Origin of the sequence: Limnobacter thiooxidans (assembly GCF_036323495.1) — a bacterium.
Lineage (GTDB): Bacteria > Pseudomonadota > Gammaproteobacteria > Burkholderiales > Burkholderiaceae_B > Limnobacter > Limnobacter thiooxidans.
This window is the reverse complement of record NZ_AP028947.1, coordinates 724,419-748,709: the sequence shown is the minus strand read 5'-3', so window position 1 is coordinate 748,709 and position 24,291 is coordinate 724,419. Positions and strand designations below refer to the sequence as shown.

22 protein-coding genes are annotated in these 24,291 nt (G+C 54.4%); 12 read left to right on the top strand and 10 right to left on the bottom strand.

What is annotated here, in order from left to right; all coding sequences use genetic code 11:
* Positions 1-4 precede the first annotated feature (4 nt).
* Together RGQ30_RS03370 and RGQ30_RS03365 are read right to left on the bottom strand one after the other, a co-directional pair.
* Positions 5-673 carry a response regulator transcription factor gene (locus RGQ30_RS03370; protein WP_338284729.1) on the bottom strand — a complete coding sequence of 223 codons (669 nt, stop codon included), beginning with the start codon at positions 671-673 and terminating at the stop codon, positions 5-7.
* Positions 660-2,651: a two-component system sensor histidine kinase NtrB gene (locus RGQ30_RS03365; RefSeq protein WP_130558326.1), complete on the bottom strand. Its 1,992-nt coding sequence runs from the start codon at positions 2,649-2,651 to the stop codon at positions 660-662. The genes RGQ30_RS03370 and RGQ30_RS03365 overlap by 14 nt, the downstream gene beginning before the upstream one ends.
* A gap of 112 nt (positions 2,652-2,763) precedes the next feature.
* On the opposite strand from RGQ30_RS03365, the gene RGQ30_RS03360 reads away from it, so the two are divergent.
* Positions 2,764-3,792, top strand: coding sequence for a TRAP transporter substrate-binding protein (locus tag RGQ30_RS03360; protein ID WP_130558327.1), 1,029 nt, complete (start codon positions 2,764-2,766; stop codon positions 3,790-3,792).
* A 28-nt stretch (positions 3,793-3,820) separates the two neighbouring features.
* Here RGQ30_RS03360 and RGQ30_RS03355 read toward each other — a convergent pair whose 3' ends face one another.
* Positions 3,821-4,642 (bottom strand): peroxiredoxin family protein, encoded by an 822-nt coding sequence (locus RGQ30_RS03355; RefSeq protein ID WP_338284726.1) that lies wholly within the window; start codon positions 4,640-4,642, stop codon positions 3,821-3,823.
* 241 nt (positions 4,643-4,883) lie between these two features.
* Between RGQ30_RS03355 and RGQ30_RS03350 the strand changes: the two genes are divergently transcribed.
* From RGQ30_RS03350 to RGQ30_RS03325, 6 genes are all read left to right on the top strand, one after another.
* Positions 4,884-5,174 (top strand): co-chaperone GroES, encoded by a 291-nt coding sequence (locus RGQ30_RS03350; RefSeq protein ID WP_130558329.1) that lies wholly within the window; start codon positions 4,884-4,886, stop codon positions 5,172-5,174.
* Between the two features lie 30 nt (positions 5,175-5,204).
* Complete coding sequence (gene groL, locus RGQ30_RS03345; RefSeq protein WP_130558330.1) at positions 5,205-6,851, top strand: chaperonin GroEL; 1,647 nt, start codon at positions 5,205-5,207, stop codon at positions 6,849-6,851.
* Positions 6,852-7,070: 219 nt separating this feature from the next.
* Positions 7,071-7,376: a hypothetical protein gene (locus RGQ30_RS03340; RefSeq protein WP_130558331.1), complete on the top strand. Its 306-nt coding sequence runs from the start codon at positions 7,071-7,073 to the stop codon at positions 7,374-7,376.
* Between the two features lie 315 nt (positions 7,377-7,691).
* Positions 7,692-7,943, top strand: a complete 252-nt coding sequence (locus RGQ30_RS03335; protein ID WP_130558332.1) for a type B 50S ribosomal protein L31 — start codon at positions 7,692-7,694, stop codon at positions 7,941-7,943.
* Positions 7,944-8,051: 108 nt separating this feature from the next.
* On the top strand, positions 8,052-9,827 hold the full coding sequence (locus RGQ30_RS03330) for a hypothetical protein (protein WP_130558333.1): 1,776 nt from the start codon (positions 8,052-8,054) through the stop codon (positions 9,825-9,827).
* Between the two features lie 16 nt (positions 9,828-9,843).
* Entirely contained in the window at positions 9,844-11,256 is a 1,413-nt protein-coding gene (locus RGQ30_RS03325; RefSeq protein ID WP_130558334.1) for an MATE family efflux transporter, read from the top strand.
* Here the strand turns inward: RGQ30_RS03325 and orn are convergent.
* Entirely contained in the window at positions 11,207-11,830 is a 624-nt protein-coding gene (orn, locus tag RGQ30_RS03320; protein WP_130558335.1) for an oligoribonuclease, read from the bottom strand. The two genes, RGQ30_RS03325 and orn, sit on opposite strands and share 50 nt — an antisense overlap.
* A gap of 62 nt (positions 11,831-11,892) precedes the next feature.
* On the opposite strand from orn, the gene RGQ30_RS03315 reads away from it, so the two are divergent.
* The 3 genes from RGQ30_RS03315 to rsgA are packed head-to-tail and all read left to right on the top strand — an operon-like array spanning position 11,893 to position 14,542.
* The gene (locus RGQ30_RS03315) at positions 11,893-13,179 is read left to right on the top strand and encodes a M48 family metallopeptidase (RefSeq protein ID WP_338284725.1); all 1,287 of its coding nucleotides are present in this window, start codon (positions 11,893-11,895) and stop codon (positions 13,177-13,179) included.
* Positions 13,180-13,557 carry a 4a-hydroxytetrahydrobiopterin dehydratase gene (locus tag RGQ30_RS03310; protein WP_130558336.1) on the top strand — a complete coding sequence of 126 codons (378 nt, stop codon included), beginning with the start codon at positions 13,180-13,182 and terminating at the stop codon, positions 13,555-13,557.
* A complete protein-coding gene (rsgA, locus tag RGQ30_RS03305) occupies positions 13,550-14,542 on the top strand; it encodes a ribosome small subunit-dependent GTPase A (RefSeq protein WP_130558337.1) in 993 nt (330 codons plus the stop codon). The genes RGQ30_RS03310 and rsgA overlap by 8 nt, the downstream gene beginning before the upstream one ends.
* A 45-nt stretch (positions 14,543-14,587) precedes the next feature.
* On the opposite strand, the gene RGQ30_RS03300 is transcribed toward rsgA, so the two are convergent.
* The 6 genes from RGQ30_RS03300 to RGQ30_RS03275 are packed head-to-tail and all read right to left on the bottom strand — an operon-like array spanning position 14,588 to position 20,482.
* Positions 14,588-15,559: a CobD/CbiB family protein gene (locus RGQ30_RS03300; protein WP_130558338.1), complete on the bottom strand. Its 972-nt coding sequence runs from the start codon at positions 15,557-15,559 to the stop codon at positions 14,588-14,590.
* A 3-nt stretch (positions 15,560-15,562) separates the two neighbouring features.
* The gene (locus RGQ30_RS03295; protein ID WP_130558339.1) at positions 15,563-16,174 is read right to left on the bottom strand and encodes an NUDIX hydrolase; all 612 of its coding nucleotides are present in this window, start codon (positions 16,172-16,174) and stop codon (positions 15,563-15,565) included.
* A 17-nt stretch (positions 16,175-16,191) separates the two neighbouring features.
* Entirely contained in the window at positions 16,192-17,382 is a 1,191-nt protein-coding gene (locus RGQ30_RS03290; RefSeq protein ID WP_130558340.1) for an FAD-dependent monooxygenase, read from the bottom strand.
* Between the two features lie 2 nt (positions 17,383-17,384).
* Complete coding sequence (locus RGQ30_RS03285; protein WP_130558341.1) at positions 17,385-18,773, bottom strand: aminopeptidase P N-terminal domain-containing protein; 1,389 nt, start codon at positions 18,771-18,773, stop codon at positions 17,385-17,387.
* Positions 18,770-19,471, bottom strand: a complete 702-nt coding sequence (murU, locus tag RGQ30_RS03280) for an N-acetylmuramate alpha-1-phosphate uridylyltransferase MurU (protein ID WP_130558342.1) — start codon at positions 19,469-19,471, stop codon at positions 18,770-18,772. The genes RGQ30_RS03285 and murU overlap by 4 nt, the downstream gene beginning before the upstream one ends.
* Positions 19,472-20,482 carry an aminoglycoside phosphotransferase family protein gene (locus tag RGQ30_RS03275; protein WP_338284723.1) on the bottom strand — a complete coding sequence of 337 codons (1,011 nt, stop codon included), beginning with the start codon at positions 20,480-20,482 and terminating at the stop codon, positions 19,472-19,474.
* A gap of 155 nt (positions 20,483-20,637) precedes the next feature.
* Here RGQ30_RS03275 and RGQ30_RS03270 point away from each other — a divergent pair, with 155 nt between their 5' ends.
* Complete coding sequence (locus RGQ30_RS03270) at positions 20,638-22,899, top strand: LPS-assembly protein LptD (protein WP_338284722.1); 2,262 nt, start codon at positions 20,638-20,640, stop codon at positions 22,897-22,899.
* Positions 22,900-22,908: 9 nt separating this feature from the next.
* Complete coding sequence (locus RGQ30_RS03265; RefSeq protein ID WP_298218968.1) at positions 22,909-24,282, top strand: peptidylprolyl isomerase; 1,374 nt, start codon at positions 22,909-22,911, stop codon at positions 24,280-24,282.
* Positions 24,283-24,291: the final 9 nt, after the last annotated feature.

Below are 24,291 nucleotides of genomic sequence, written 5' to 3'. Positions count from 1 at the left end.
TTGCTTATTCGAGCCCGGCCAACTGGTCGAAACCAAGCCGGTCGCTCAAGCGGCTCAAGAGGGTTGCCAGTTCAGCCGCTGAACGAACTTTGAGTTTTTCAAATACATTGGCACGGTGAACTTCCACTGTACGCATCGAGATATCCAGCTCGGAAGCGATGACCTTGTTCAGCTTGCCCTTGGCCACCAGGAACATGACTTCCCTTTCGCGGGGTGACAAGCGGTCGATTCGTTCCGACCATTGTTTGAGCACTTCCAGATTGGCGAGAAACTCCCCGGACTTTTGCAAAGCCTGCTTGACCCGCTCAACAAGCCGTTGGTCGGTGGTGGGTTTTTCGTAAAAATCAAATGCGCCGTTTTTGACAGCCTCCACGGCTGTGGAAATGTCGCCATGCCCGGTCAGGAAAATCACGGGCAGGCGGTCAAGGCTGTAGCCTGAACGCTTTAACCAGGCAAAAACCTCAAGCCCCGACATGTCGGGCATGCGCAGATCCAGCAGCAAACACAATTCGGCTGTGCTGTTGACGTATTCATCAAGACGCACGCGAAACTGCTCGAAACTTGCGAAACCTTCCATGGGCAGGTCCATGGTTTCAAACATCCACTTCATGCCTTCGCGAAGGTCATCGTCGTCATCCAACAGCAACACTTGCACGTTCTTAGCTTGCTCCAACTGACTGCTCCCCATCCATGGATTCTTTGATTGCCATCGGCAGGTCCATTGTAAAGCAGGTACCCCCGGTGGGCACAGCCTCTGCTTTCAAACGCCCGCCATGTGACTCGGCCACGGATCGGCAAAGACTTAACCCCAGGCCCAAGCCATCGGGTTTTGTAGACACCAGGGCTTCAAACATTTTTTCCGCGTTGTTGAGGCTTAAACCGGGGCCGTCGTCACGCACTGAAAACTCGAAAGAGTGGTCCAGCAATCGGGTCTTGATCCAGACATTGCGAATGCGCTGCGAAGCAGTGAAGGCCTCTGAAGCGTTCTTGACCAGATTCACCAAAGCCTGCTCGACCATGATGCGGTCAATGTACAAATCAAAATTGGGCGTGCCGATGTCAAAGTGCAAGCGCACCTGGTGCAACATGGCCGTGGAATTGACCATGAACCGAATGGAGTCAATGAGATCAGAGACCCGCACATTCTCCCGGGTGGGCCGACGTTTCCGGACAAGGTTCTGCACCGAACCCACCACGCGCCCGGCACGCTGGGCTTGATCCCGCAACTTCTCAAACAACTGGGCATAGGTTTCCACATTGCCCCCCCGCTGGCTCAGATTCATGCCGGCCTGCGCGTAAGACACCATGGTTGCAAGCGGCTGATTCAATTCATGGGCAATGTTGGAGGCCACTTCGCCCACCAGTGCAAACCGTGAAGCCGACTGCAGCTTTTCCCTTTGTTCTGCAATCAGTGATTCCGAACGCTTGCGGTCCGTGATGTCAATCACGGAACTCATCCAGCCGGTGTGGCTGCCGCGGACATCTTTCAGTGGGGCCTCCACAATCAGCACATCAATCAACTTGCCATTTTTGTGCTGATATACCGTTTCAAAACCTTCGGGTGGAGCATTGCCGGAAATGACGTCTGCCACAAGGCGCTTGTATTCTTCAGTACTTTTACGGGGCCAATAGGGCAAGGGCTGGGGCACACCGATCAACTCGTCTGGTTTGTACCCCACCATGTTACAAAAGGCCGGGTTGACGTAACGGATAACCCCTTCGAGATCCCAGACCCGCAACCCCACAGCCATGGAGTCCTGCATGGACTGCCGGAACAGCTTTTCTTCTTCCAGACGCGCCTCGATTTCGAGACGGCGCCGGGAATCGCGCCACAGCATCACGAAACTGAGCAACAAAAGCAACAGCAAGAAGGCCAAAGCGCCAGTGATGCCGTAATTGAACAAACGGGGTCCTTCCTGAATGCTGTTGACCCTGAGTTGAAATTGAAGCCCACCGAGTTCCAGCGAGGTGGTGTGCATGTACACACCCGCCCCGGGGCTGGCCTTGATCAGGCGTGAAAGCGTAGCCCCGCTTGCATCGAGCAGCTCCACCTGGTTGTCCTGGGCGAACCACCAAGGCAATTCACGCTCCAGCATCAAGTCCAGGTCGATAAGACTCGCGGTTACTGCATTGCCACGCTGACCAATGCTGACGTTAACCACGTAGTTTCGGCCCCGAAACAGAAACGGCCCGACCAAGCCGTCCAGACTAGAATCCACCCTTTGAAGAGCCGCACCGGAAATCAGCTGACGAACCGCTTCGAGATCGTACTCGTCAAATGCTTCTTCAATATTGACCAAGGGTGACAATTCTCGACCGCGAAATACGGCCACCAATTCGCCAGAGCTGCGCCCCAGTTGATTGAGGCTGGATGCCATGCGGCTGGAGGGATAAAGCACTGGGTCGTTCGTGAGCGCTTCAAGCGAATTGATTAACCCACCCACCTGGAACTGGATGTTTTGGCGAGCCCAAAGCGCGTCTGCAATCAGCTTTGCCTGGTTTTCGTCACGCTCGTCTTGCTGGGCGTAGTACACTGCCGCCACCAACAGAGCCATCAACAGGGAAAAGACGAGTACAGGTACGCCGAAACGCACAGCCTGTCTGCGCTTGATTTTCTTGAGATTGGGCTCGTGTGGGGCGAATACTTGCATCGCAGGATAGTGCCACGAAACCACGGAAGTTTTCAGTGGATGTGGAAACCCACAATGGTGTTGCTTGTCTTACTCTGCAAATTTCGATGAATACACAGAACCTGCCCACTCTATGAACGTTCCGTCAGTCTTTGCGCTATTACTTGGATTTGCAGTGATGACTTTGCAGCCTGCAATTGCTGCGCCACCCATCCTCATCAAATTCAGCCATGTGGTGGATGAAAACACCCCAAAGGGCCTTGCAGCACTGGAATTCAAGCGACTGGCCGAAGAGCGGACACGTGGAAGGGTCAAGGTTCAGGTTTATCCCAACTCCTCACTGTACAAAGACCGGGAAGAACTGGAAGCCTTGCAGCTTGGTGCAGTACAGATGCTGGCGCCCTCCCTCGCAAAGTTTGGTCAGTTGGGTTTGCGCGATTTCGAAGTGTTCGATCTGCCGTACATATTTCCGAACCGCCAGGTGCTGAAAACAGTGACTCAAGGTGCAATTGGTCGCGAGTTGCTGTCCCAGCTTGAAGACCGGGGTATTTTGGGTCTGGCCTACTGGGACAATGGTTTCAAGGTAATGAGCTCAAATTCTCCCATCAGGCTACCCGAGGATTTGAAAGGCAAGCGCATGCGGATACAACCCTCCCGGGTACTGGAGGCCCAAATGGAGGCGCTTGGTGCCACGCCTCTGCCCCTGGCGTTTTCGGATGTCTACACCGCGCTAGAAACCGGCCTTGTGGACGGCACGGAAAATCCTCCCTCCAACCTCTATTCCAAAAACATGCACGAGGTACAGAAGTATGTGGCTGTGACCAACCATGGCTACCTGGGCTACGCCGTCATTGTGAACCGCAAGTTCTGGAACAGCCTGCCCGCAGACCTTCGGCTGACCCTTGAGCGATGTATTGTGGACGCAACCCGCAAGAATGACGACGAAGCAGAAAAACTGAATGCGATGGCCTTGGTCAAAGTGAAACAGTTTAAAAACACGCAGGTGCACACATTAAGTGCGGTGGAATTAGAACTTTGGAGAAAGGCATTTGAACCTGTCCACCGCCGCATGGAAAGCCGTATCAGCAAAGACCTGATCAATAGCATCCGCAAGGCAGCTGCCACCCAGGCTGCAGCATCGGCAGCCATGGAATTGCGTTGAGCGTCGCCCCAATAGGTCATGGATTGAATCAGGCTTCAGTCACGGCCAACTTCTGACGAGCCACCTCGAGAAACTGATCGGGTTCAGGACGAACCCGGTAGTTGGAGGTTTGATCTGAATACACAATGCGCCCGTGTTTGTTGATGATCAACACGGTGGGCAACACGGTGTGTTCGCCATGCCCGAACCACTTCAAGCCAAATGGAACGCCATTATCGGCAACGAGATTCAGCTTTTTGCTGGTCTTGAAATCGACATCCACAAAAAAGGCCATGGGCACCTTAAAGCGCTTGGCCAGGTCTTGGGTTTTGGTTTCAGGCTGCGGGCTGATGAGTGCAACCTTCACACCCAAGCGGTCAAGCTCAATGTAGCGGCCAGCCACTTCGCGAATTTGGGTCATGCACAAAGGGCACCAGTTGCCCCTGTAGAAAATCAGAAGCCAGGCTGCTCCCTTGAGCTGCTCGCTGGAAAAACGGGTACCTTCCAGCGTTTTCAGCTCGAACGCCGGTAGCTTTTCACCCTCTTTCAACTGGACATTGTTGCGCTCGCCCAAGTGCGAATACCAGAAAATGTAGGCAATGCTGCTGAAGAAAATCAGGTTGCCAAGGACGAGCGGCCAAGGATTGGCTTCCATGGCGGGGTCGGTTAACACCAGTGCAATGCCCATCAGGTTCGTGGCCATCAAGAGGTGCAGGTTACGGGAGGTTCGTGCCCGTCGACCCATGAACATCCAGACAAACAGGTAGAAATTGGGCAAAGCCAGCACAAAGACACCCATCCAACCTGCACCCAAGGGGCTATGCCAACTGAGAGTGGCCACATGCAACAGGCTGAGATTGATTAACAGCAAAAAAAAGACAATGAATAGGGACTTTGCTTTGTTCATCGGACAATACACGCATTGGGATCGAACCACAGTGTAAACAAATGTGACTTACGCTCCGCTTGCTGACAACTTTTTTTAGGCATGCCCCTTGAAATAGACCCACCCCACCCCTATTATTAGCACTCGATGGCAGCGAGTGCTAGCAACACACCTGCCAGTTTGACCAAGCAATTCATTTTAAAAGACAAATTTAGGAGTGGTATCCATGAACATTCGTCCGTTGCATGATCGCGTGATCGTGAAGCGTCTCGACAGCGAGCGCACAACAGCCTCTGGCATCGTGATTCCAGAATCCGCAGCCGAGAAGCCCGATCAAGGTGAAGTTATTGCAGTAGGCCCAGGCAAGCGTGATGACAGCGGCAAGCTGATCGCCATGGACGTGCAGGTAGGCCAGCGCGTGTTGTTCGGCAAGTACGCCGGTCAAGCCATCAAGGTGGATGGCAAGGAAGTGCTGGTTATGCGCGAAGAAGACATCATGGGCGTAATTGAAGCCTAATTATTCAGAATAGAAAAAGGAAGATTAATCATGGCAGCTAAAGAAGTATTTTTCGGCGACGACGCTCGCAGCCGCATGGTGCGTGGCGTAAACATTCTGGCCAACGCAGTGAAAGTGACTTTGGGCCCCAAAGGCCGCAACGTGGTGCTTGAGCGCTCATTCGGCGCCCCCACAGTGACCAAGGACGGTGTGTCCGTGGCCAAGGAAATCGAACTGAAAGACAAGTTCGAAAACATGGGTGCACAGATGGTCAAGGAAGTTGCTTCCAAGACATCCGACAACGCAGGTGACGGTACAACTACTGCGACAGTTCTGGCCCAGGCCATCGTGAAGGAAGGCATGAAGTTTGTTGCCGCCGGCATGAACCCAATGGACCTGAAGCGCGGTATCGACAAAGCAGTGACAGCCGCTATCGGCGAACTGCGCGCATTGTCAAAGCCTTGCTCAACGACCAAGGCTATTGCACAGGTTGGCTCCATTTCCGCCAACAGCGATGAATCCATCGGCAACATCATTGCCGAAGCCATGGAAAAAGTAGGCAAGGAAGGCGTCATTACTGTTGAAGACGGCAAGAGCCTGGACAACGAACTTGACGTGGTTGAAGGTATGCAGTTTGACCGCGGCTACCTGAGCCCCTACTTCATCAACAACCAGGAAAAGCAGGTTGCCGCTTTGGACAACCCGTTTGTTCTGTTGCACGACAAGAAAATCAGCAACATTCGTGACCTGCTGCCCACACTGGAACAGGTGGCCAAAGCTGGTCGCCCCCTGTTGATCATTGCTGAAGACATCGAAGGCGAAGCCTTGGCGACTTTGGTTGTGAACAACATTCGCGGCATCCTGAAAACTTGCGCAGTGAAGGCACCTGGTTTTGGTGACCGTCGCAAAGCCATGCTGGAAGACATCGCCATCTTGACTGGCGGTGTTGTTATCGCTGAAGAAACCGGCATGAGCCTGGAAACAGTAACCCTGGAACACCTGGGCCAAGCCAAGCGCATTGAAGTGGGCAAAGAAAACACCATCATCATCGACGGTGCTGGCGACGGCGCAAACATTGAAGCCCGTGTGAAGCAGATTCGTGGCCAGATCGAAGAGTCTTCTTCGGACTACGACCGTGAAAAACTGCAAGAGCGCGTGGCCAAGCTGGCCGGCGGTGTTGCAGTGATCAAGGTAGGTGCTGCCACTGAAGTGGAAATGAAAGAAAAGAAAGCACGCGTTGAAGATGCATTGCACGCAACACGCGCTGCTGTTGAAGAAGGCATTGTGCCAGGCGGCGGCGTAGCCCTGCTGCGCGCACGCGCCAAGATTGCTGGCTTGAAGGGTGCAAACCCCGACCAGGACGCAGGTATCAAGATTGTTCTGCGTGCCATGGAAGAGCCACTGCGCATGATCGTGACCAACGCAGGTGAAGAATCATCTGTTGTGGCCAACAACGTGATGGGCGGCGAAGGCAACTACGGCTACAACGCAGCCACTGGCGAGTACGGCGACATGGTTGACATGGGCGTTCTGGACCCAACCAAGGTAACCCGCACTGCTTTGCAAAATGCAGCGTCAGTTGCTTCCCTGATGTTGACCACAGACTGCATGGTTGCAGACCTGGCGGAAGACAAGCCTTCAGCACCTGACATGGGTGGCATGGGCGGAATGGGTGGTATGGGCGGCATGGGCATGTAATTGCCTCTGTAGCTTTTCTTCGGGCTTTCGGGCCCGTTGGAATGAGAACCGCTGGCTTGGTGAGAACCGGGCTGGCGGTTTTTTTTTCGCAGGTCTTTTGTCGGTATTTGGTGCTGCTCATTTCGCTTTTGTTGCGCAGGCCTTTGGGTCGAAGTTCTTTACTGCTCATCTCGCCTTGGTCAAGGCTTGTTTCCCGGCTTATTGATTCTGGCTTGGGGCATGCGAAACGCTAGCGCGTATTCGCATGCCCCAAGCCAGAATCAGCCGGGAAGCCTTGCCCTGAATCGGCAAGATGATGCAGCAAACGAACACGTCCCCCAGGCTGCGAACTTGCGCCGGTTGAAGGCTGGTGACAACGAACACCCTCAGACTGCGAACTTGCTTTGGTGGAAGTCAATTGACTTGAGCAACGCCGCAGCATGCAAGTCGCACATTGCCCACAGAAAGTCACAGACGCAGCCCGTTCAAGTTTGCGAAGGCAGCATGGCCCTTGCACCGCCATTCAAGAAAGCCTGCCCGTTTTGAATTCACACGCCACGTTCGGCTGCAAGCCGACACCGTGTTCGGCCATGTGTTTTGCCGAACACGGTGAGTCCGTGTGAACGTCAAAAAAGGGAAATACAGGCTTTCCGGCGGAAGGGGGACTGCGCCTGAGTGAACGAGGAACGTGGCATGCGCCTGAGCAAACGAAGCACCTACATGCGCTTGAAAAAACAGCGGATAAACAATCGCTTGACCCATTCGACCGGCGAATCTATAATTCGCGGTTACCTAATTAACCAGCAAGTGACTCGGCCTTGTCGAACAAAGACCGCTGGGTTGGCTGCAACGGAGAAACTCATGAAAGACGGAATTCACCCAAACTACCGCGAAATGTTGTTCATCGACATGTCCAATGGCTTCAAATTCATCTGCCGTTCCACAGCATCAAGCCGTGAAACAGGCGAGTTCGAAGGCAAAGAGTACCCAGTAATCAAGCTGGACGTGAGCTCCGAATCACACCCCTTCTACACCGGCGCGCAGAACACCATCGTGGACACCGCAGGTCGCGTTGAGAAGTTCCGTCGCAGATTCGATCGCTTCAAGAAGTAATTTGTGCAGGCTCAGTAATGATATTGAGCTGAATCAGGAAAGTCGTTCAAAGAAAGGCAGCTCAGGAAAACTGGCTGCCTTTTGTTTTTCCAGACACAATAAGAACTTATGGTCATCACTGCTGCCAATAACACACGCTTGTCACGCAGGCTACTGTGGGGCTTGATTCTGCTCTACATCTTGCCTGGACTTTTTGCGCGCACGCCCTGGAAACCCGACGATGCGGCCGGGTTCGGGCAAAGCTTCACTTTTGCGCAAACTCCCTTCTCTGAGTGGGCATTTTCCTCGATCGGAGACAGGCTGTACGTGGAAGGCGGATTGTTGTCCGCCTGGCTTGCAGGACTGCTGGGCAAACTGGCACTGGTCGTGGGCATTCCACACAATTGGCTGGACGACGCCATGCGCTTGGGCAATGTGTTCTGGCTTGTTCTGGCTGGATGGGCCATCTGGAACGCCACCTATCGGCTGGCCAAACGGGTTGAACTTCAACCGGAAGACCCGCTGGGCACAGCACCGACCCGGGTGGATTACGCCCGCTCGGTGGCGGATGCCTCGGTACTTTGCCTGTTGGGCACCTTGGGCTTGCTGGTGCGTTCGCACATGCAAGTACCAGAATTGGCTGAATTGGCAGGTATTTCCATCATGTTGCTGGGTGCCGTACGCTCACTAGATCGACCAATCGGTGCAGGCTGGATGCTGGGTGTCGGTATTGCCATCGCATTTTTTGCCCGTGGCTGGGCTCACTGGTTGCCTTTTCTGTTGCTTCTGTTAATCAGCTCGACTACTCACAGTTCACTGCGATTTGGCCTGTTGCGCCGCATGACCCGGGCTGCCGCGGTGTTTTGTGTGGCTTTCGCAATCTGGTTTTTCTGGTTGATGAGCCAGAAGCAAGGTGAGATATGGTGGAACGCGTGGAATGAATGGAACGTGCGGCGCTTCCTGATTCTGGACCCCACCAAGTCGTTCGATCTTCCAGCATTGATCGTGACCTTGAAAACTCTTAGCTGGTTTTTATGGCCGATTCTGCCCATGGCCTGCTGGACGGTGTGGCGCTACCGCACGGCACTAAGCGAACCCTCCATTCGAATTCCATTGGCAGGCGCTTTGGCGGGTATTGTGGTTTTATTCATAACAAACCCTGCCGATGAAGCCAACTACTTCCCGCTGCTTGCACCTTTGTCCATACTTGCAGCAATTGGTCTGTCGACCATGAAACGCGGCTTGATTGCCTTGATCGACTGGTTCGCTGTGCTGTGGTTCACCTTTGCGGCGGTATTGGTTTGGCTGGGCTGGACCGCAGCAACATTCGGATTTCCAGCCAAGATTGCAGCTAATTTCGAGAAACTGTCGCCTGGCTATGTGCCTGACGTCATCGGGCTTGAACTTGCGCTAGCTGTTGTGGCCAGCATGGCCTGGGCCCGTTTGATCATTTGGCGTACCTCATCAACTCGTAACCGGGCCTTGTGGCGCCCCATGGTATTGTCCAGCGGCGGTGTGATTCTGCTGTGGTTGTTGATGATGACACTGTGGATTCCAAGAATTGATTATGCAAAAAGCTTTAAATCATTGGGCGAAGCGGTTACACGTGCAGTCAACAATCATCCGTCGCATGGCGATTCTGAATGTGTTGCCGATTACAACCTGGGCTATGCCCAACGGGCAACACTGCAATATCATGCAGACGTGAATTTTGTTCGCAAGGGCTTTCGAGCAGAAGCGCCCAAGTGCAATTACCTGTTGCTGCAAGACACCACTCGCCAAGGCCTGCCTGTGAAGGTGGACTTTGAGTCGAAAGCCTCGGACCGTTGGGAATTGATCTGGACCGGCAACCGAAATTCGGACCGGCACGAGTTTTTCTTTTTGTACGCCCGCTCGGGGCGGTAGTTGTTGAAGGTGCGGCATGGCCAGTAGTACAGCGGTTTCATTTGCACAAACCCGGCCACGTCGGGCTTTGTTGAACCAGGCCCTGCCAATTTTGTTGGGTCAGTTGGCCGTGATGGGCAACGGTCTGGTCGACACCCTGATGGCGGGCCAGGCTGGGCCAGATGTGTTGGCAGCCATGGCCGTGGGGTCGTCGATCTATGTCAGCCTTTACGTGGGCCTGATGGGTGTGATTATCGGGCTGACCCCGATCTGCTCAGCGCATTTTGGCGCAGGCGAATATCGCAAGGTGGGGGAAGACGCGGTCCAGGGTGTGTGGCTTGCACTGACCATGAGCTGCATTGGGGTTCTTGTCCTGCTGAACCCTGATCCGATTTTCTCCCTGACCAATACCCCGCCCAGCATTGCCCAAGACACGCGCGGTTATCTTCTGGGCATTGCCTGGGGGCTGCCCGCCGCACTGGTTTTCAGGGTGTTTTACGCGCTGAACCAGTCCATTTCCCGCCCACAGGTTGTGGTGGCGCTTCAAGTGCTGATGCTGGCTTTGAAAATTCCCTTGAACATCTGGTTCATGAATGGCGGCTTGGGCTTGCCTGCCCTGGGTGCTGCGGGCTTTGGATGGGCCACTGCAGCCACCATGTGGCTGGTATTGGGCATTTCGGCCTGTATCTGGCTGTTCGACAAACATTACACCGCATTCAAATCCATCCAGAGCCTGAAACCAGACTGGACCCGACTGGGTCAAATACTTAGGCTGGGACTGCCCATTGGCGGGTCGTACCTGATCGAGGTCAGTTCATTCACGGTGATTGCACTGCTGGTGTCGCGCTTTGACGTGTATCAGCTTGGGGGGCATCAAATTGTGTCCAACATGGCAGCCATGGCCTACATGGTGTGCCTGTCGCTGGGCAATGCCACCACGGTTCTGGCATCCCAGCAAATTGGCGCGGGTTACAACCGCCACGCCAGCATATTGATCAAGCGCGGCATTGAAACCGCGGTGGTTGTGGCGGCCTGCGTTTGCCTGGGGCTGTACGTCTTTGACCGGGAACTGGTTTCGCTGTACACCAACGACGAGCGAACCATTGAAGTGGCGCTGGGGCTAATGCCTTGGGTGATTGCTTACCACTTCATTGACGCCATACAAACGCTGTGCTCGTTTTCCTTGCGGGCTTACCGCGTGTCAGCGCGCCCCATGCTGATTTACCTCGTCAGCCTGTGGTTTGTGGGCATTGGTGGGGGCATGTGGCTGGGGGTTTGGCAAACAAACCCATTGAAATCAGAAGGATTCTGGATGGCCAGTGCCGCAGGCTTGCTGCTGGCTGGCGTGTGCCTGGCGCTGCTGCTGGCGCATGTGATGCGCCAACGCAATGCACTGGAAGTCAGGCCGCCGGCGTCGACTGACCTGCCTTCACCTCTGGCGCCACAATAAAGTTCTCTCGGTAAAAACGCAATTCATCGATTGATTCGTGAATATCCGCCAAGGCGGTGTGCTTGGTTTTCTTGATGAACTTGCGCGCAGTGGTGGGGTTCCAGCGCTTGCACAATTCTTTCAGCGTGCTCACATCCAGATTGCGGTAGTGAAAATAGGCTTCCAGTTTTGGCATGTACTTGGCCATGAAGCGACGGTCCTGGCAAATGCTGTTGCCACACATCGGACTTTTGCCGGGGCCAATGTATTTCGCCAGGAATTCGATCAACAAGACCTCTGCCTGGGCTTCGTCAATGGTGGATTCTTTCACGCGGGCGGTCAGCCCTGATTTGCCATGGGTGCTGGTATTCCAGGCATCCATGCCGGCCAGAATTTCATCGCTTTGGTGTATGGCCAGAACGGGGCCTTCCTCCAGCACATTCAGCTCGCTGTCGGTCACGACCACAGCCACCTCGATGACCTTGTCATTGAAGGGGTCAAGGCCTGTCATTTCCATGTCAACCCAAACCAGGCGATTGTCGTCGCGGGGAATCTTCGTTTCATCGGCTGTGGAACTTGGCGTGGCTTGTGACATAATTTGAAGTGCTTAAAGAATGTTGAATCTGTTGAAGAAACAATTGTCTCACAGGCAGATCGATGCAAATTAATCAAGGGTGGTTGCAGGAAATGGTTTTTACTGAAGTTTTTGTAGTGGCTGTTGTGTTGAGTGTGACCCTTCGCCTGTACCTGGCCAGCCGCCAGGTGCGGCACATTGCAGTAAACCGCACACAAGTGCCCGCAGAATTCAGGGAACAGATTGGCCTGAAAGACCATCAAAAAGCGGCCGACTACTCGATTGCCAAAACACGTTTGGGCATGATCAATGTGCTACTTGAGGCGGCCATCCTGATTGGCTTCACCCTGCTGGGTGGGCTTGAATGGATTCAAAGCCACACCAGCACGGCTGCAGAGGGCATCTTTGCCGGCCTGCTGTTGATCGCCGTTGTTGGCTTGATCTGCAGTGTGCTGGATCTCCCATTGTCGTATTACAAGCAGTTTGTGCTGGAAGAGCGCTTCGGCTTTAACCGGATGAGCAAGGGCCTTTTTATCGGCGACTGGTTCAAAGGCCTGTTGGTGGGTGCGTTGATTGGTGGCCCACTGGTACTGGCCGTGCTTTACCTGATGCGGGAATCCGGCCAGCAATGGTGGCTTTATGCCTGGTCGCTGTGGTTCGGTTTCAGCCTACTGTTGATGTGGCTGTTCCCCACGGTCATTGCGCCGATTTTCAACAAATTCACACCACTTGAAAACGGTGCCACGCGGCAGCGAATCTTGAACCTTCTGCAACGCTGCGGGTTTGATTCCAGCGGCCTGTTCGTGATGGACGGCAGCAAGCGTTCCAGCCACGGCAACGCCTACTTCAGCGGCATGGGCAAGGCCAAACGAATCGTGTTTTTCGATACCCTGCTTTCGCGCCTGAACGACGACCAGATCGAGGCGGTGCTGGCCCACGAACTGGGTCATTTCAAGAAGAAGCACATCATCAAGCACCTGGCTTTTTCCGGTATCGGCAGCCTGGTGATGTTTTTCATCTTGGGGATGTTGGCCAACACCGCGTGGTTTTACACCGAACTGGGCGTAAACCCGGATTTGGCCAATGGACCGCAAGCCATGGCACTGGTACTGTTCATGATGGTACTGCCCTACTTCACATTTCCAACCCGGCCCGTGATGTCCTGGATGAGCCGCAAACACGAGTTTGAGGCAGATGCTTACGCAGCCCAGCAAAGCGCACCCCAGCACTTGGTCAGCGCACTGGTCAAGCTGTATCAGGACAATGCTTCCACATTGACACCCGACCCGTTGCACTCGGCTTTTTATGACAGCCACCCACCTGCCTCTATTCGAATCAACCGGCTGAATGCCTTGCAAGGTGCACAATAAATGCAGCCACATCCCGCACTCCCTGTTTCAGACTGGTTGCAGATCCACAGCAAACATCTTGGTGAAGATCAGGCTTGGTCGCCAGACGACATCGAAAGGCAACTTGGCGAGTTTGAATACTGGTCAGTGGAGTTTGATGAGAAAGGCCAGAATGCACGTGTGCTTTGGCGTCAGTACACATTCGCCAATTTTGAAGGGGTGAAGCTGGCCGTGCATGCCATCACGCACCTGGCCGATGATGAAGACCACCACCCCGAGGTGACATTCACTTTCAACCGGTTGAAGGTGAAATGGAACACCCACAGTGCCAATGGCATCACCAACAACGACTGGGCCTGCGCGGCCAAACTTGACGAAGCGCTGAAACACATTGGCTGATTCTTCCCTGCACAAAGTGCGCCTTGCTTCCAAAGGCAAACAAACCGCCCAGCATGCGAAAAACGTTGGCAGCCCGGACTTGCTGAACGCTCTCGTGGTGGCCAGTTATGGCCGTCACTTTTTGGCGCGCGACGCGGAAGGTGAAATTTGGCAGGTTTACGGCAAAGGCAAGCGCCGGGACGTTGCGGTGGGGGATGAAATCTCGATTTTACCCAGTGGCGACAAGCAGGCGTGGATAGAGGAAATTCAAACCCGCCGAAACCTGGTGTACCGTTCGGACGCACTGAAAAGCAAGATGTTCGCAGCCAACCTGGATGGGGTGTTGCTGATATTGGCCATCAGCCCGCCCTATTCCACCGAGTTGCTGGGGCGCACGCTCACCGCCTGCAAGCATGCGGATGTACCACTGACCATCTTGTTCAACAAGGTGGATATTCTGGAGGGCGATCAGGAAACGCTGGACGCTGTAGAACAGGAGTTGTTCGAGATCACACTGGGTGAGGTGCCCACGCATTACATCAGTGTGACCGAGCACCCACAGGAAACAGAAGCCCTACTGCGTCCTTTGCTGACGGACAAGCGAACGCTGATTCTGGGTCAATCTGGCATGGGCAAGTCCACGCTGATCAACTTGCTGATTCCCGATGCGCTGGCAGCAACCAATGAAATTTCCATGGCATTGAATGCAGGCAAGCACACCACCACGCACACCCAGATGCATTTTGGGGACGCGGGCCTGGAGCTGATTGATTCGCCGGGCTTTCAGGCTTTTGGTTTGCATCACCTGACTGAAGCCGATTTGCTGAATGCGTTTTCCGATCTGCGCGATGAAGGCAACAAGTGTCGGTTTGCCAACTGCCAGCACAAGCGCGAACCCGACTGCGCTGTGAAAAATGGCCTGGAAGACGGCACGCTGAGCCCTGCACGTTATGAGCTGTATCAAATGCTGAAAGCGGAACTTGAAGAGGCGCAGTCGCAGTATTAGGCGATCAACCAGTTATTTGAAATTTTCAATTGAATAATTGAGACTTTAAACAACGTTACTTGGCAACCAACCCAGCAATGCAAACACCAGGGCAACAAGCAACCAGACAACCGCACACCTGAAAACCAGCTGGCGAAACTGTTGCAAAGCTTGAACCTGATTTTCGTCGTTCAAGGGTTGCGCATCAGGAGTCAAACCTTGGGATAACCCCACCGCCGTAAAAACCACGGCAGTCAATGGCGCGCGGTTTGAAAAACGGCTTTGGGCCTTGGCGGCACGCCAGGCCAAGGCCGCATCGTCAAGTTGTGAGACCAAACCAACGGTCAGTGCCAACAACCTGGCAGGCAGCCATTCCATGGCAAACAACACAAACCGGGGAGTTTGAATGGCACGCCACTTGTTGTGATCCCATGCCTCTTGCATGGAAGGCAGGTCGTGAGCGAAGGCCTGTGCTTGCCAGGCGTCACGCTCGCGAACAACACTCCAGTGCACCATCAGGTAAGTCACTACACCCATTGGACCCGGCATGAGCAGGAACCAGAAGAACAGGCTGAAGTACTGGCGCAATGCCCTTTCAGTTCCGTGGTAAATCGCATGAAACACCAGCTCACTTGGGCGGTGTATGACAGGTTCGCTGCCATCGTAATCTTTCATCCAAAGCAGCAACATTTCCCGGGCACGAAAAAAGTCACCCTGATTCAAAAACAGCTGTGTATTCGTGAACACCAAGGCAAAATGACGAAAGCGCAAGCCATAAACCAGCACCAATACGCTGAACGCACCTGCGGCCATGGGTGATACCACCCACAACACCTTGTAAACAAAATACACACCCAGGTACCAAATCAGCAAGGGTGCAAGCCATTGCAAATGCGCATAGCGCGGCGCACCCAAGGCTTCAAGATTGATCTCCAGTTCTTGATGGAATTGACGAAACCAGTCGCGAACGCGAGTAAAGAAACCATCGGGCAGGAAGGTTTCAAGCACAACGGCAATCAACAGGGCGATGTAAGCCACGATTCAAGCCTTCGCATTCAGAAAGTGATACAGGTTTCGAAGCATGGCCGCAGTGGCACCCCAGATGAAATAGCTTTTCTTCGAGGCGGGCGAATCATAGGGCATGGCGTAAAAAGTGCGCTCGCCCAAGGGGGTGTGCAGGCTACGTTGCTGGTGATTGGCAACATCCATCAGAAATGAAAACGGCACCTCAAACACCTCTTCTACTTCAAAGGTGTCTGGCTGCAATTGAAAGCCAGGCTGTATCAGGGCGACCACCGGGGTTACCAAAAAATTGGTCGCGGTTTGGTACACAGGCAGGGTGCCCAATACTTCGATGTAATTGCGGGTTAAACCCGTTTCCTCAACCGTTTCACGCAAGGCAGTTTCGATCGGGTTCCCGTCTTCAGGCTCACATCGGCCACCGGGAAAGCTGATTTGCCCGGCGTGATCATTCAGATGGGCGGTGCGAAGGGTCAACAGCACATGCAGGCCGTCTTCGCGTTGAACCAAAGGAACAAGCACCGCTGCCTCTGCGGGCTCGCGGTCTTTGAAAAATCGTTCTTCAAGCGGTTCAGGGTGCCAGGGCAAATCGGCCATGGCAAAGCGCGCCCGCAACAATTCGGCAGACCACATGGGAAAAACACTCCAGATTAAACAGCCAGGCCGAACAACATCAATTCTGCAAACTGCTTGCGCAGCGGTGGGGTGAATTCCATCACGTTCAAGGCCATTTGCCGCCCAGCACCCAACAAGGGGTTGTGATTGGAAAAACCCTTCACCATCCAGTCTGTCATTTTAACCACCACCTGCCGATCTGCCACTCTGGATTTTTCAAAATCATGAAGGGCGGTACTCAAGCGATGCTCCACCGCAACAGTCGAGGGGTCAATACTGCGGCAAAGCTGCATGGCATCGCGCAATCCCAGGTTCAGGCCCTGCCCGGCGACCGGGTGCAAAATTTGAGCGGCATTGCCGATGGCGACCCGCCTGCCCTGTACCAGTTTGTCGCGCCAATTCATTCCCAACGGGAATGACTTCCTCGGGCCGATGTGTTCGATTGAAATTCGCCTGCCAAACTGCTGGCGCAGTTCGCTGGAAAAGTCATGCTCACTGCACGCGAGCCTGCGTTGCACTGTTTCCAGCGGGGCACACCACACCAGCGAGTACTTTCGCTGATCGGTCGAGATGGGAAGCAAGGCCAGGGGCCCTTCCGAGGTGAAGCGTTCAAAAGCCAGCGTGTTGCTGCCACTCAGCAGGCCTGGCTCGACATTCAAGACCACTTCACTGACCAAGGCCCATTGCCCATAGTCGACAACCTGGTCACGTTCTCCCGCTTCGCCATATAAACCGCCCTCGGCATCCACCCGCAAACCCACCGTGAATTCGGTGCCGTCTTCGAGCTCCAACACTTCCAATGACTCCACTGCGCTTCGGTGGGCATATTTCACATTGGCCGGACGGAAAATTTTGACGCCACGACGTTCAAGTGAATCGGACAGACAGGTCACCAGTTCACCATAGCGGACTGTCCATCCTAGTGCGCGCAAACCCAGCTCGTCGGCCTTCATGCGAACCTGACCAAAGCGCGACTGCTCTGAGACATGAATGTGGTGAATGGGAGTTGCATTCGAAGGAAAAGCCAGACTGCCGAGTCTCAATCGGGTTGCATCAGACAAAGCTAAAATACGTGGGTCTTGCGCTGAAGCCTGCAGCGGCTTTGCATCAAAAATGGCAATGCGGTTTGCACGATCGCCCCAGGCATTGGCCAGCCAACCGGCAAAAGCCAGCCCGACCGGGCCTGCGCCCACAATGGCCACATCAAAATCAGTGTGCGAAGTCATGCTTAGGCCGCCTTGCTACCTGATTTTTTGTGGGCTTTCATGGTGGCGTGAATTTCATTCACGGTTTTGGGTGCATCCGACGTATAAATATCGCAACCTTTTTGAGTGACCAAGGCATCGTCTTCGATACGAATGCCGATGTTCTCAAACTGCTTGGGCACACCTTTGCCGGGCCGGATGTAAAGGCCTGGCTCAATGGTCAACACCATACCGGGTTCCAGCTTGCGGCTGGTGTGCGGGGCAACGCCGTCTTCCGGTTTGGCCGAGGGGTCGCGGTAACTGCCGCAATCGTGCACATCCATGCCCAGCCAGTGGCTGGTGCGGTGCATGTAAAAACGCTTGTAGGCACCGCTCTCAACAGCCTCACTCAATCCCATTTTCAGCAGCTTCAAATCGATCAGGCCTTGCGCAAGCACCCTCACGGCGGCATCGTGCGGATCATTGAAACGGGCGCCCGGTTTGGTGGCGTCAATCGCAGCGTATTGCGCGTTCAACACCACCTCGTACACGGCTTGCTGCGCCTTGCTGAATTGACCATTCACGGGAAAGGTGCGGGTAATGTCAGAGGCATAGCAATCCAGCTCGCAACCTGCGTCAATCAGCAACAGATCCCCATCACGCATCTTCGCGTCGTTGGCGCGGTAGTGCAGCACACAGGCATTTGCGCCTGAAGCCACGATTGAACCGTAAGCCGGGGCTTCAGAGCCGTTCTTGCGGAACTGGTACAGCAACTCGGCCTCGACTTCAAATTCGAACTTGCCCGGTTGGCAAACCTGCATCGCGGCCATGTGGGCATGGGCCGAAATATTGGCCGCCCTTCGCATGATCTCGATTTCGGTTTTGTCCTTGATCAGGCGCATTTCGTCCAGTGAATGGCTCAAGTCCAGCACAGCATGCGGCGCTGAAATACCCATGCGGGCCTTGCCACGGAGGGTTTTCAGCACATCTGCCACGGCGGATTCCAGGCTGTCGTCTTCACCGAGGCGTAAGAACACGGCGGGCTGGTTAGCCAGTGTTTCTATCAGGTGTTCTTCAAGGTCTTCAATGCTATGGGCTTCGTGCATGCCGAATGCGGATTGCGCTGCCTGCGGACCAAAGCGGAATCCTTCCCAAATCTCGCGTTCTTCGTTTTTGTCACGACAGAACAGCACGGCACGGGAATCTCCGTTGGGAGGCACAACCAAGGCCAGGCAGGCCTCGGGTTCGGGAAAACCGGTGAGGTAATAAAAGTAACTGTCGGATCGAAACGCGTAGTCCGCGTCGCGATTGCGCATGACTTCCATGCCCGATTGAATCAACGCCACGCCACCGCCCATTTTTTTCAATCGGCGGGCCAGTTGCTCACGGCGCTTGGCGTAGATCAAGGGGTTGTGGGTGGGGTACCTGCTCATGCTGAATGTGTCCTTCCTGAATGCAATCGTTGGTTGAGTTCTTCAAGCCGCTCCGGTGTACCTATGTCCATCCAGAAGCCGTCGAACAACTCACCTTGTACTTTGCCTGCTGCCATGGCTTCACGCAACAGGGGCGCCAATTTGGCCACCTGCCCAGCTTGCAGGCCTTTGAATAAATCGGGGTGATACACACCAATGCCTGAAAAGGTCCAAGCCGCCTCGTCGGGTGCGGGTAGCTGTATGGTGTTGCCTTGCAGCGCAAAATCACCTTTCGGGTTGTGGGTCGGGTTGGGCACCATGACCAAGTGCGCCAACTGCCCGCTCTTCCAGTTCTCAGCGATTTCCAGCGCTCGCCTCATGGGCCAACCACAGGCCACATCGCCATTGACCACCAAAAGCGGACCACCGCCCAACAGGTGCAATGCCTGCCGAATACCACCCGCCGTTTCAAGCGCAGTGGCTTCTGGTGAATAACTTAATTGCACGCCAAGGGCAGCGCCGTCGCCGAAATGGTTTTCAATCTGGTGGCCCAGGTGCGCGTGATTGATCACGATTTGACGAATACCCACTGCCGCCAAGGCCTCAATATGCCACTGAAGCAAGGGCTTGCCCCCAGCCTGCAAAAGGGGTTTGGGGCAGCGGTCCGTCAAGGGGCGCATGCGTTCGCCGCGCCCTGCGGCCAAAATCATCGCTTTCATTTAAAAGGTGTAACCCACTTTGACAGCCTTGTTTTCAAGCCGGTCCAGCAACAGCAGCAAAGGCTTGAATGCAATATAACGCCCGGCAACCAAACGCACGTAGCGCAGCACCATGGGCAGGTCATTTAAATACTGTGCCTTGCCATCGCGGTAATTCAGGCGGGCGAAAATACCCAGAATTTTCAGGTGGCGTTGCAGCCCCATGAAATCGAACTGCCGGTAAAACTCGCCCGGGTCTTCACAGATAGGCAAGCCCGCCTTGCGCGCGGCTTCCCAATAGCGGACTGTCCAGTCCAGCGTCTGTGTTTCAGGCCATTCGATGTAGGCGTCGCGCAAAATACTGACCAGGTCGTAACTCAGCGGGCCTTTAACAGCATCCTGAAAATCCAGAATACCAAATTGGGGCGCAGCGTCAGGTTCACTGATCAGCATCAAGTTTCGGCTGTGGTAATCGCGGTGAACAAATACTTGTGGCTCGGCCAGGGCGCTTTGAATCAGCATGCCCTTGATGCTGTCGAGCCAGTTGCGTTCCTGGTCTGTCATCTCTGCACCGAAGTGGCGGCCCACGTACCATTCATCGAACAGGTTCATTTCCTGCAACAATTTGTCAGCCCCGTAAACAGGCAAACCAGCCGTTGAAGTGCTTGACTGCAGGTGTACCAGATCGTGAAGCGCCTGCATGTAGAAGGCGTCTTTGGCCTCCGGTTGGGCATTCAAACCCTGCAACATGGTGGTGTTGCCGAAGTCCTGCAGCAGCAGAAAACCTTCCTCCGAATTTTCGGCCAGTACCTCGGGTGCGTTGGAACCCCCGCGCCGCAACAGATCTGCCACCTGAACAAACGGGCGCACATCTTCCTTTTCCGGCGGTGCATCCATCACAACATAGGTTTTCTGGCCATCGGCCGCTTCAACCCTGAAGTAGCGCCGAAAACTTGCATCGCTTGAGGCAGCCTGGAGGGTTTCAAGATTGAAATCGAAACCAGTCAGTCCGACCAGCCATTTTTTTAACATTTCTTGACGCAAGGCGCTCATCAAACAGTCCAATCTCTTTAATGTAGTGTTAGTTGCCTATAATAGTAGGATCCAATGGCGCTTGATCGACCCGTCACCTATTTGAGTACATACCCAGCTTGAAGAAGAGCAAAAATTTACCGCAAGTGCACACCGTGCCCACCCGCCCCACCGCCATCGCACTGGCGTTGTGGTGCCTTGGTGCACCCGTGTTTGCACAAACGCCTGGTCAGGCCCCCGCGACAGCGGAAGCCCCTACCAAGCTTCGAATCGATGGCGGGCTTCTGGGTGTTCGCTCCCCAATACCCGAGGACGAGGCTACCTACATTTCGGCTGACAGGCTTTACGGCAACAATGCGGAAGAAACATTTCTCGAGGGCAATGTTGAAATTCGCCGCAAAAAACTGCGCTTAAGCAGCGATGCGATCAATTATTCGCCAATTACCGACCGCGCCACAGCCAAAGGCAACCTTGTGATTGAGCAGGAAAGCATGCTGCTCAAGGCACCCGAGGGTTCGGTGAAGTTGGGTACTGGTGAAAGCCAGATGAAAAATGCAACCTTCGAACTGAGAGACATCAAGGGCAAAGGTCGGGCAGACCGAATGCAATACGACGGCATTTCCAGCCTCACCCTTGAGAACCCGAACTACACGGTGTGCGAGGTGCCCAATGCGGGTGCGGCAGATCAAGGTGACTGGTACATCACCGCCGACTCGCTTGAAATCGACCAAGCCTCGGAAGTGGGTCGGGCACGGGGTGCCAAGGTGGTGTTTCAGGATGTACCCATTTTAGGCGTACCTTACTTTTCCTTTCCCACCTCGGACCGTCGCAAGAGCGGCTTTTTGCCCCCCTCCTTCGGGACGGTCTCCAACAGTGGGTTGGAGGTCACGGTTCCCTATTACCTGAATATCGCACCTGACAAAGACCTCACGCTGTTTCCCAAAGTCATTTCCGGACGCGGCTACCAGTTGGGTACACAAGGTCGGTACCTGACTCCCAACAACGAAGGCGAAATAAAATACGACTTTTTGCCCAGCGACGAGAAAACCGGTACGGATCGATCTGCCCTGTCGCTATTGCACAAGTTCGAGAAAGGCCCCTTTTATGCCGGGGTCAACTTCAACCAGGTTTCAGACGACAATTATTTTGTAGATTTTTCAAGAACGCAGGCTGTGGCCTCGCAAAGGGTGCTGGTGCAGGAAGGATTCTTGTCCTATCGGCAAAAAAACTGGAGCGCCAATGTTCGAACAGTGGCACACCAAACTCTGCAACTGTTCAACGATGTCATCGCCGAGCCCTATGACCGACTGCCGGAAGCTACAGTCGAGTTGACCCCAACGCGAATTGGCGATGCCAATGCGTTCGTATCGGTTTCAGGCCAATACACGGACTTCGCACGCCCTAGTTCTGCACCCGCGCGGGTTGAGGGCTCTCGGGGAGTCACCAGGGCCCGTGTGTTCATGCCCATTCAACGTTCCGAGTTCTCATTCACACCGGCGTTGTCGGTGCAAAGCACAAACTACGACTTGAAAGGCCAAGCCACCGGCTTGCCTGGGGGGCCGAGCAGTGTGATCCCCACTGTTTCGCTAGACAGTACAGTGTACTTTGACCGCAAAACCAGCTTTTTTGGTCGAAAGGTGAATCAAACCCTGGAACCGCGTATTTTCTATTTGTACACGCCATTCAAGGACCAGTCTGACCAGCCAATTTTTGACACCACGGTCACTGACCAAAGTCTGAGCCGCATTTTTGCTGAAAACCGCTACTCGGGTCTGGACCGTGTGGGCGACGCCAATCAATTGACACTGGCGGTTACGAGTCGTTTTTACGATGAAAAATCCAGCGAAGAGCTGTTCAGCGTCACTGGTGGCCAACGCTTGAACCTCACAGCATCGCGCGTTATCTTGCAAGGCTTTGAAGCGCCAACCACCAGCGACTCCGACTTTTTTGCCAATGCACGGGGTCGAATCAGCGGCTCAGTATTCCTGGACGCAACAACCCAGTTGAATGCGGAAAGCGGTCGCCACGAACGCGGAAACATATCACTCAGCTATGCGCCATCCATTGGCAAACAGTTGAACCTGGGCTACCGTTACACCCGTGCTCAGATCGACCAGTTCGATATCTCGGGCCAATGGCCCATCTCCGATCGCTGGAGCGGTGTCGGTCGTCTAAACTACTCGATGCTCGACAATCGTTTGATTGAAGGTGTTGCCGGCCTTGAATACGGTGAAGGTTGCTGGGCGGTGCGGGTCATCGCACAACGATTTGCCACCGCCCCCCAACTGGAAACAACCTCGCTGTTTGTACAACTGGAACTCACCGGACTGGGCCGACTGGGCTCAAACCCGGCTGACCTGCTGTCGAGAAAGGTACCTGGGTACACACCATTCTCGACCTCACAAGCCACCCAATAAGCTATGAAAATGAAGCAAATTCAACACTGGTTATTCGCAGCCACTACACTGGCCACCTTGGGACTTGCACAGGCACAAGGTCTGAAAAACCCAACGCCCAAAGCTCCTTCCGGCAAGCTCAGCGCTGAACTCGGCGCCAGCAACGACACATCGGGATCGTCAGCCATAGACGGCATTGTGGCTGTGGTCAACACCGACATCATCACCCGCAGCGAGCTGAATCGACAGGTTGCGCTGATTGAACGGCAAATGACTCGCCGGGGTGCTCCGCTGCCCGACCGCACCGAACTGCGCAAGCAAGTACTTGACCGCATGGTGCTTGATCGGGCTCAGTTGCAAAAAGCTGAACAGCTCGGCATTCGAATTGAAGAGGCCCAAATTGAAGCAGCCATGGCGCGTGTGGCCGACCAAAATGGCTTGTCACTCGAAGACTTTCTGGCCCGACTGAAAGACGAAGGTGTTTCGCCAGCCCGGTTCCGCGAAGAAGTGAGAAGCGAAATTACCCTGGGTCGATTGAGGGAACGCGAGGTGGAATCGAGAATTCAGGTCTCCGACGCCGAAATTCAAGGCTTCCTGGCGGCCCGCACCAAGGGAGCAGTTGCCACCAACCAACCCGAAGTCAACTGGATACAGATTCTGGTGAAAGTTCCCGCTGATGCCAATGCGGGTGTAATTGGGCAGGCCCGCGCCAAAGTTGAGGTTGTTGAAAAAGCCTTGAAAGCGGGCAAAAGTGCCGAAGATATCCTGAAGAGCAACCCCGAACTCAAGCTGGACGGAACAGGTCAAATGGGCTGGTCGGGCTTTGACAGTGTACCTTCCCTGTTTTCCGAATTTCTGTCCAAAGGCCAGCTCGACGCAGTTCAAACCGTGCGCAGTCCGAATGGGTTTCACGTCCTGAAGGTGTTGGGTCGCCGTGAGGGAGGCCCAGCCCTGGATTCCACGCCGGTTACACAAACACGGGCTCGCCACATTCTGATTCGCCCAGGCCCCGATGTTTCCGAAGCGGAAGCCAAGCGACGCCTGAACTTTGCGCTGGAACAACTGCGTGGTGGTACAGCCAACTTTGAAACACTGGCCAAACAGTACTCTCAAGATGGTTCGGCCTCCAAGGGTGGTGATTTGGGTTGGCTTTACCCGGGCGATACAGTGCCTGAATTCGAGCGCGAGATGAATCAATTGGGAACAGGTGAAGTCAGCCCTGTTTTTCAAAGCCGATTCGGATTCCACATTATTCAGGTGGCCGAGCGCAGACAACAGGCCGCCTCTGAAGAACGCCAGCGCCAAGCTGCACGCCAGGCCATACGAACCAACAAGTCCGAAGAAAGCTACCAGGAATGGCTGCGCCAGTTGCGCGACGCCACTTTCATTGAAATACGGCTTTAAACACAAGGC

Bases quoted from the DNA above. Each gene is read 5' to 3' on its own strand.
- RGQ30_RS03330 (WP_130558333.1), top strand. From the start codon at position 8,052: ATGGTCATCACTGCTGCCAATAACACACGCTTGTCACGCAGGCTACTG.
- RGQ30_RS03310 (WP_130558336.1), top strand. From the start codon at position 13,180: ATGCAGCCACATCCCGCACTCCCTGTTTCAGACTGGTTGCAGATCCAC.
- RGQ30_RS03365 (WP_130558326.1), bottom strand. From the start codon at position 2,651: ATGCAAGTATTCGCCCCACACGAGCCCAATCTCAAGAAAATCAAGCGC.
- RGQ30_RS03285 (WP_130558341.1), bottom strand. From the start codon at position 18,773: ATGAGCAGGTACCCCACCCACAACCCCTTGATCTACGCCAAGCGCCGT.
- RGQ30_RS03350 (WP_130558329.1), top strand. From the start codon at position 4,884: ATGAACATTCGTCCGTTGCATGATCGCGTGATCGTGAAGCGTCTCGAC.
- RGQ30_RS03360 (WP_130558327.1), top strand. From the start codon at position 2,764: ATGAACGTTCCGTCAGTCTTTGCGCTATTACTTGGATTTGCAGTGATG.
- RGQ30_RS03335 (WP_130558332.1), top strand. From the start codon at position 7,692: ATGAAAGACGGAATTCACCCAAACTACCGCGAAATGTTGTTCATCGAC.
- orn (WP_130558335.1), bottom strand. From the start codon at position 11,830: ATGTCACAAGCCACGCCAAGTTCCACAGCCGATGAAACGAAGATTCCC.
- RGQ30_RS03315 (WP_338284725.1), top strand. From the start codon at position 11,893: ATGCAAATTAATCAAGGGTGGTTGCAGGAAATGGTTTTTACTGAAGTT.
- RGQ30_RS03340 (WP_130558331.1), top strand. From the start codon at position 7,071: ATGCGAAACGCTAGCGCGTATTCGCATGCCCCAAGCCAGAATCAGCCG.
- RGQ30_RS03295 (WP_130558339.1), bottom strand. From the start codon at position 16,174: ATGTGGTCTGCCGAATTGTTGCGGGCGCGCTTTGCCATGGCCGATTTG.
- RGQ30_RS03290 (WP_130558340.1), bottom strand. From the start codon at position 17,382: ATGACTTCGCACACTGATTTTGATGTGGCCATTGTGGGCGCAGGCCCG.
- murU (WP_130558342.1), bottom strand. From the start codon at position 19,471: ATGAAAGCGATGATTTTGGCCGCAGGGCGCGGCGAACGCATGCGCCCC.
- RGQ30_RS03275 (WP_338284723.1), bottom strand. From the start codon at position 20,482: ATGTTAAAAAAATGGCTGGTCGGACTGACTGGTTTCGATTTCAATCTT.
- RGQ30_RS03265 (WP_298218968.1), top strand. From the start codon at position 22,909: ATGAAGCAAATTCAACACTGGTTATTCGCAGCCACTACACTGGCCACC.
- groL (WP_130558330.1), top strand. From the start codon at position 5,205: ATGGCAGCTAAAGAAGTATTTTTCGGCGACGACGCTCGCAGCCGCATG.
- RGQ30_RS03325 (WP_130558334.1), top strand. From the start codon at position 9,844: ATGGCCAGTAGTACAGCGGTTTCATTTGCACAAACCCGGCCACGTCGG.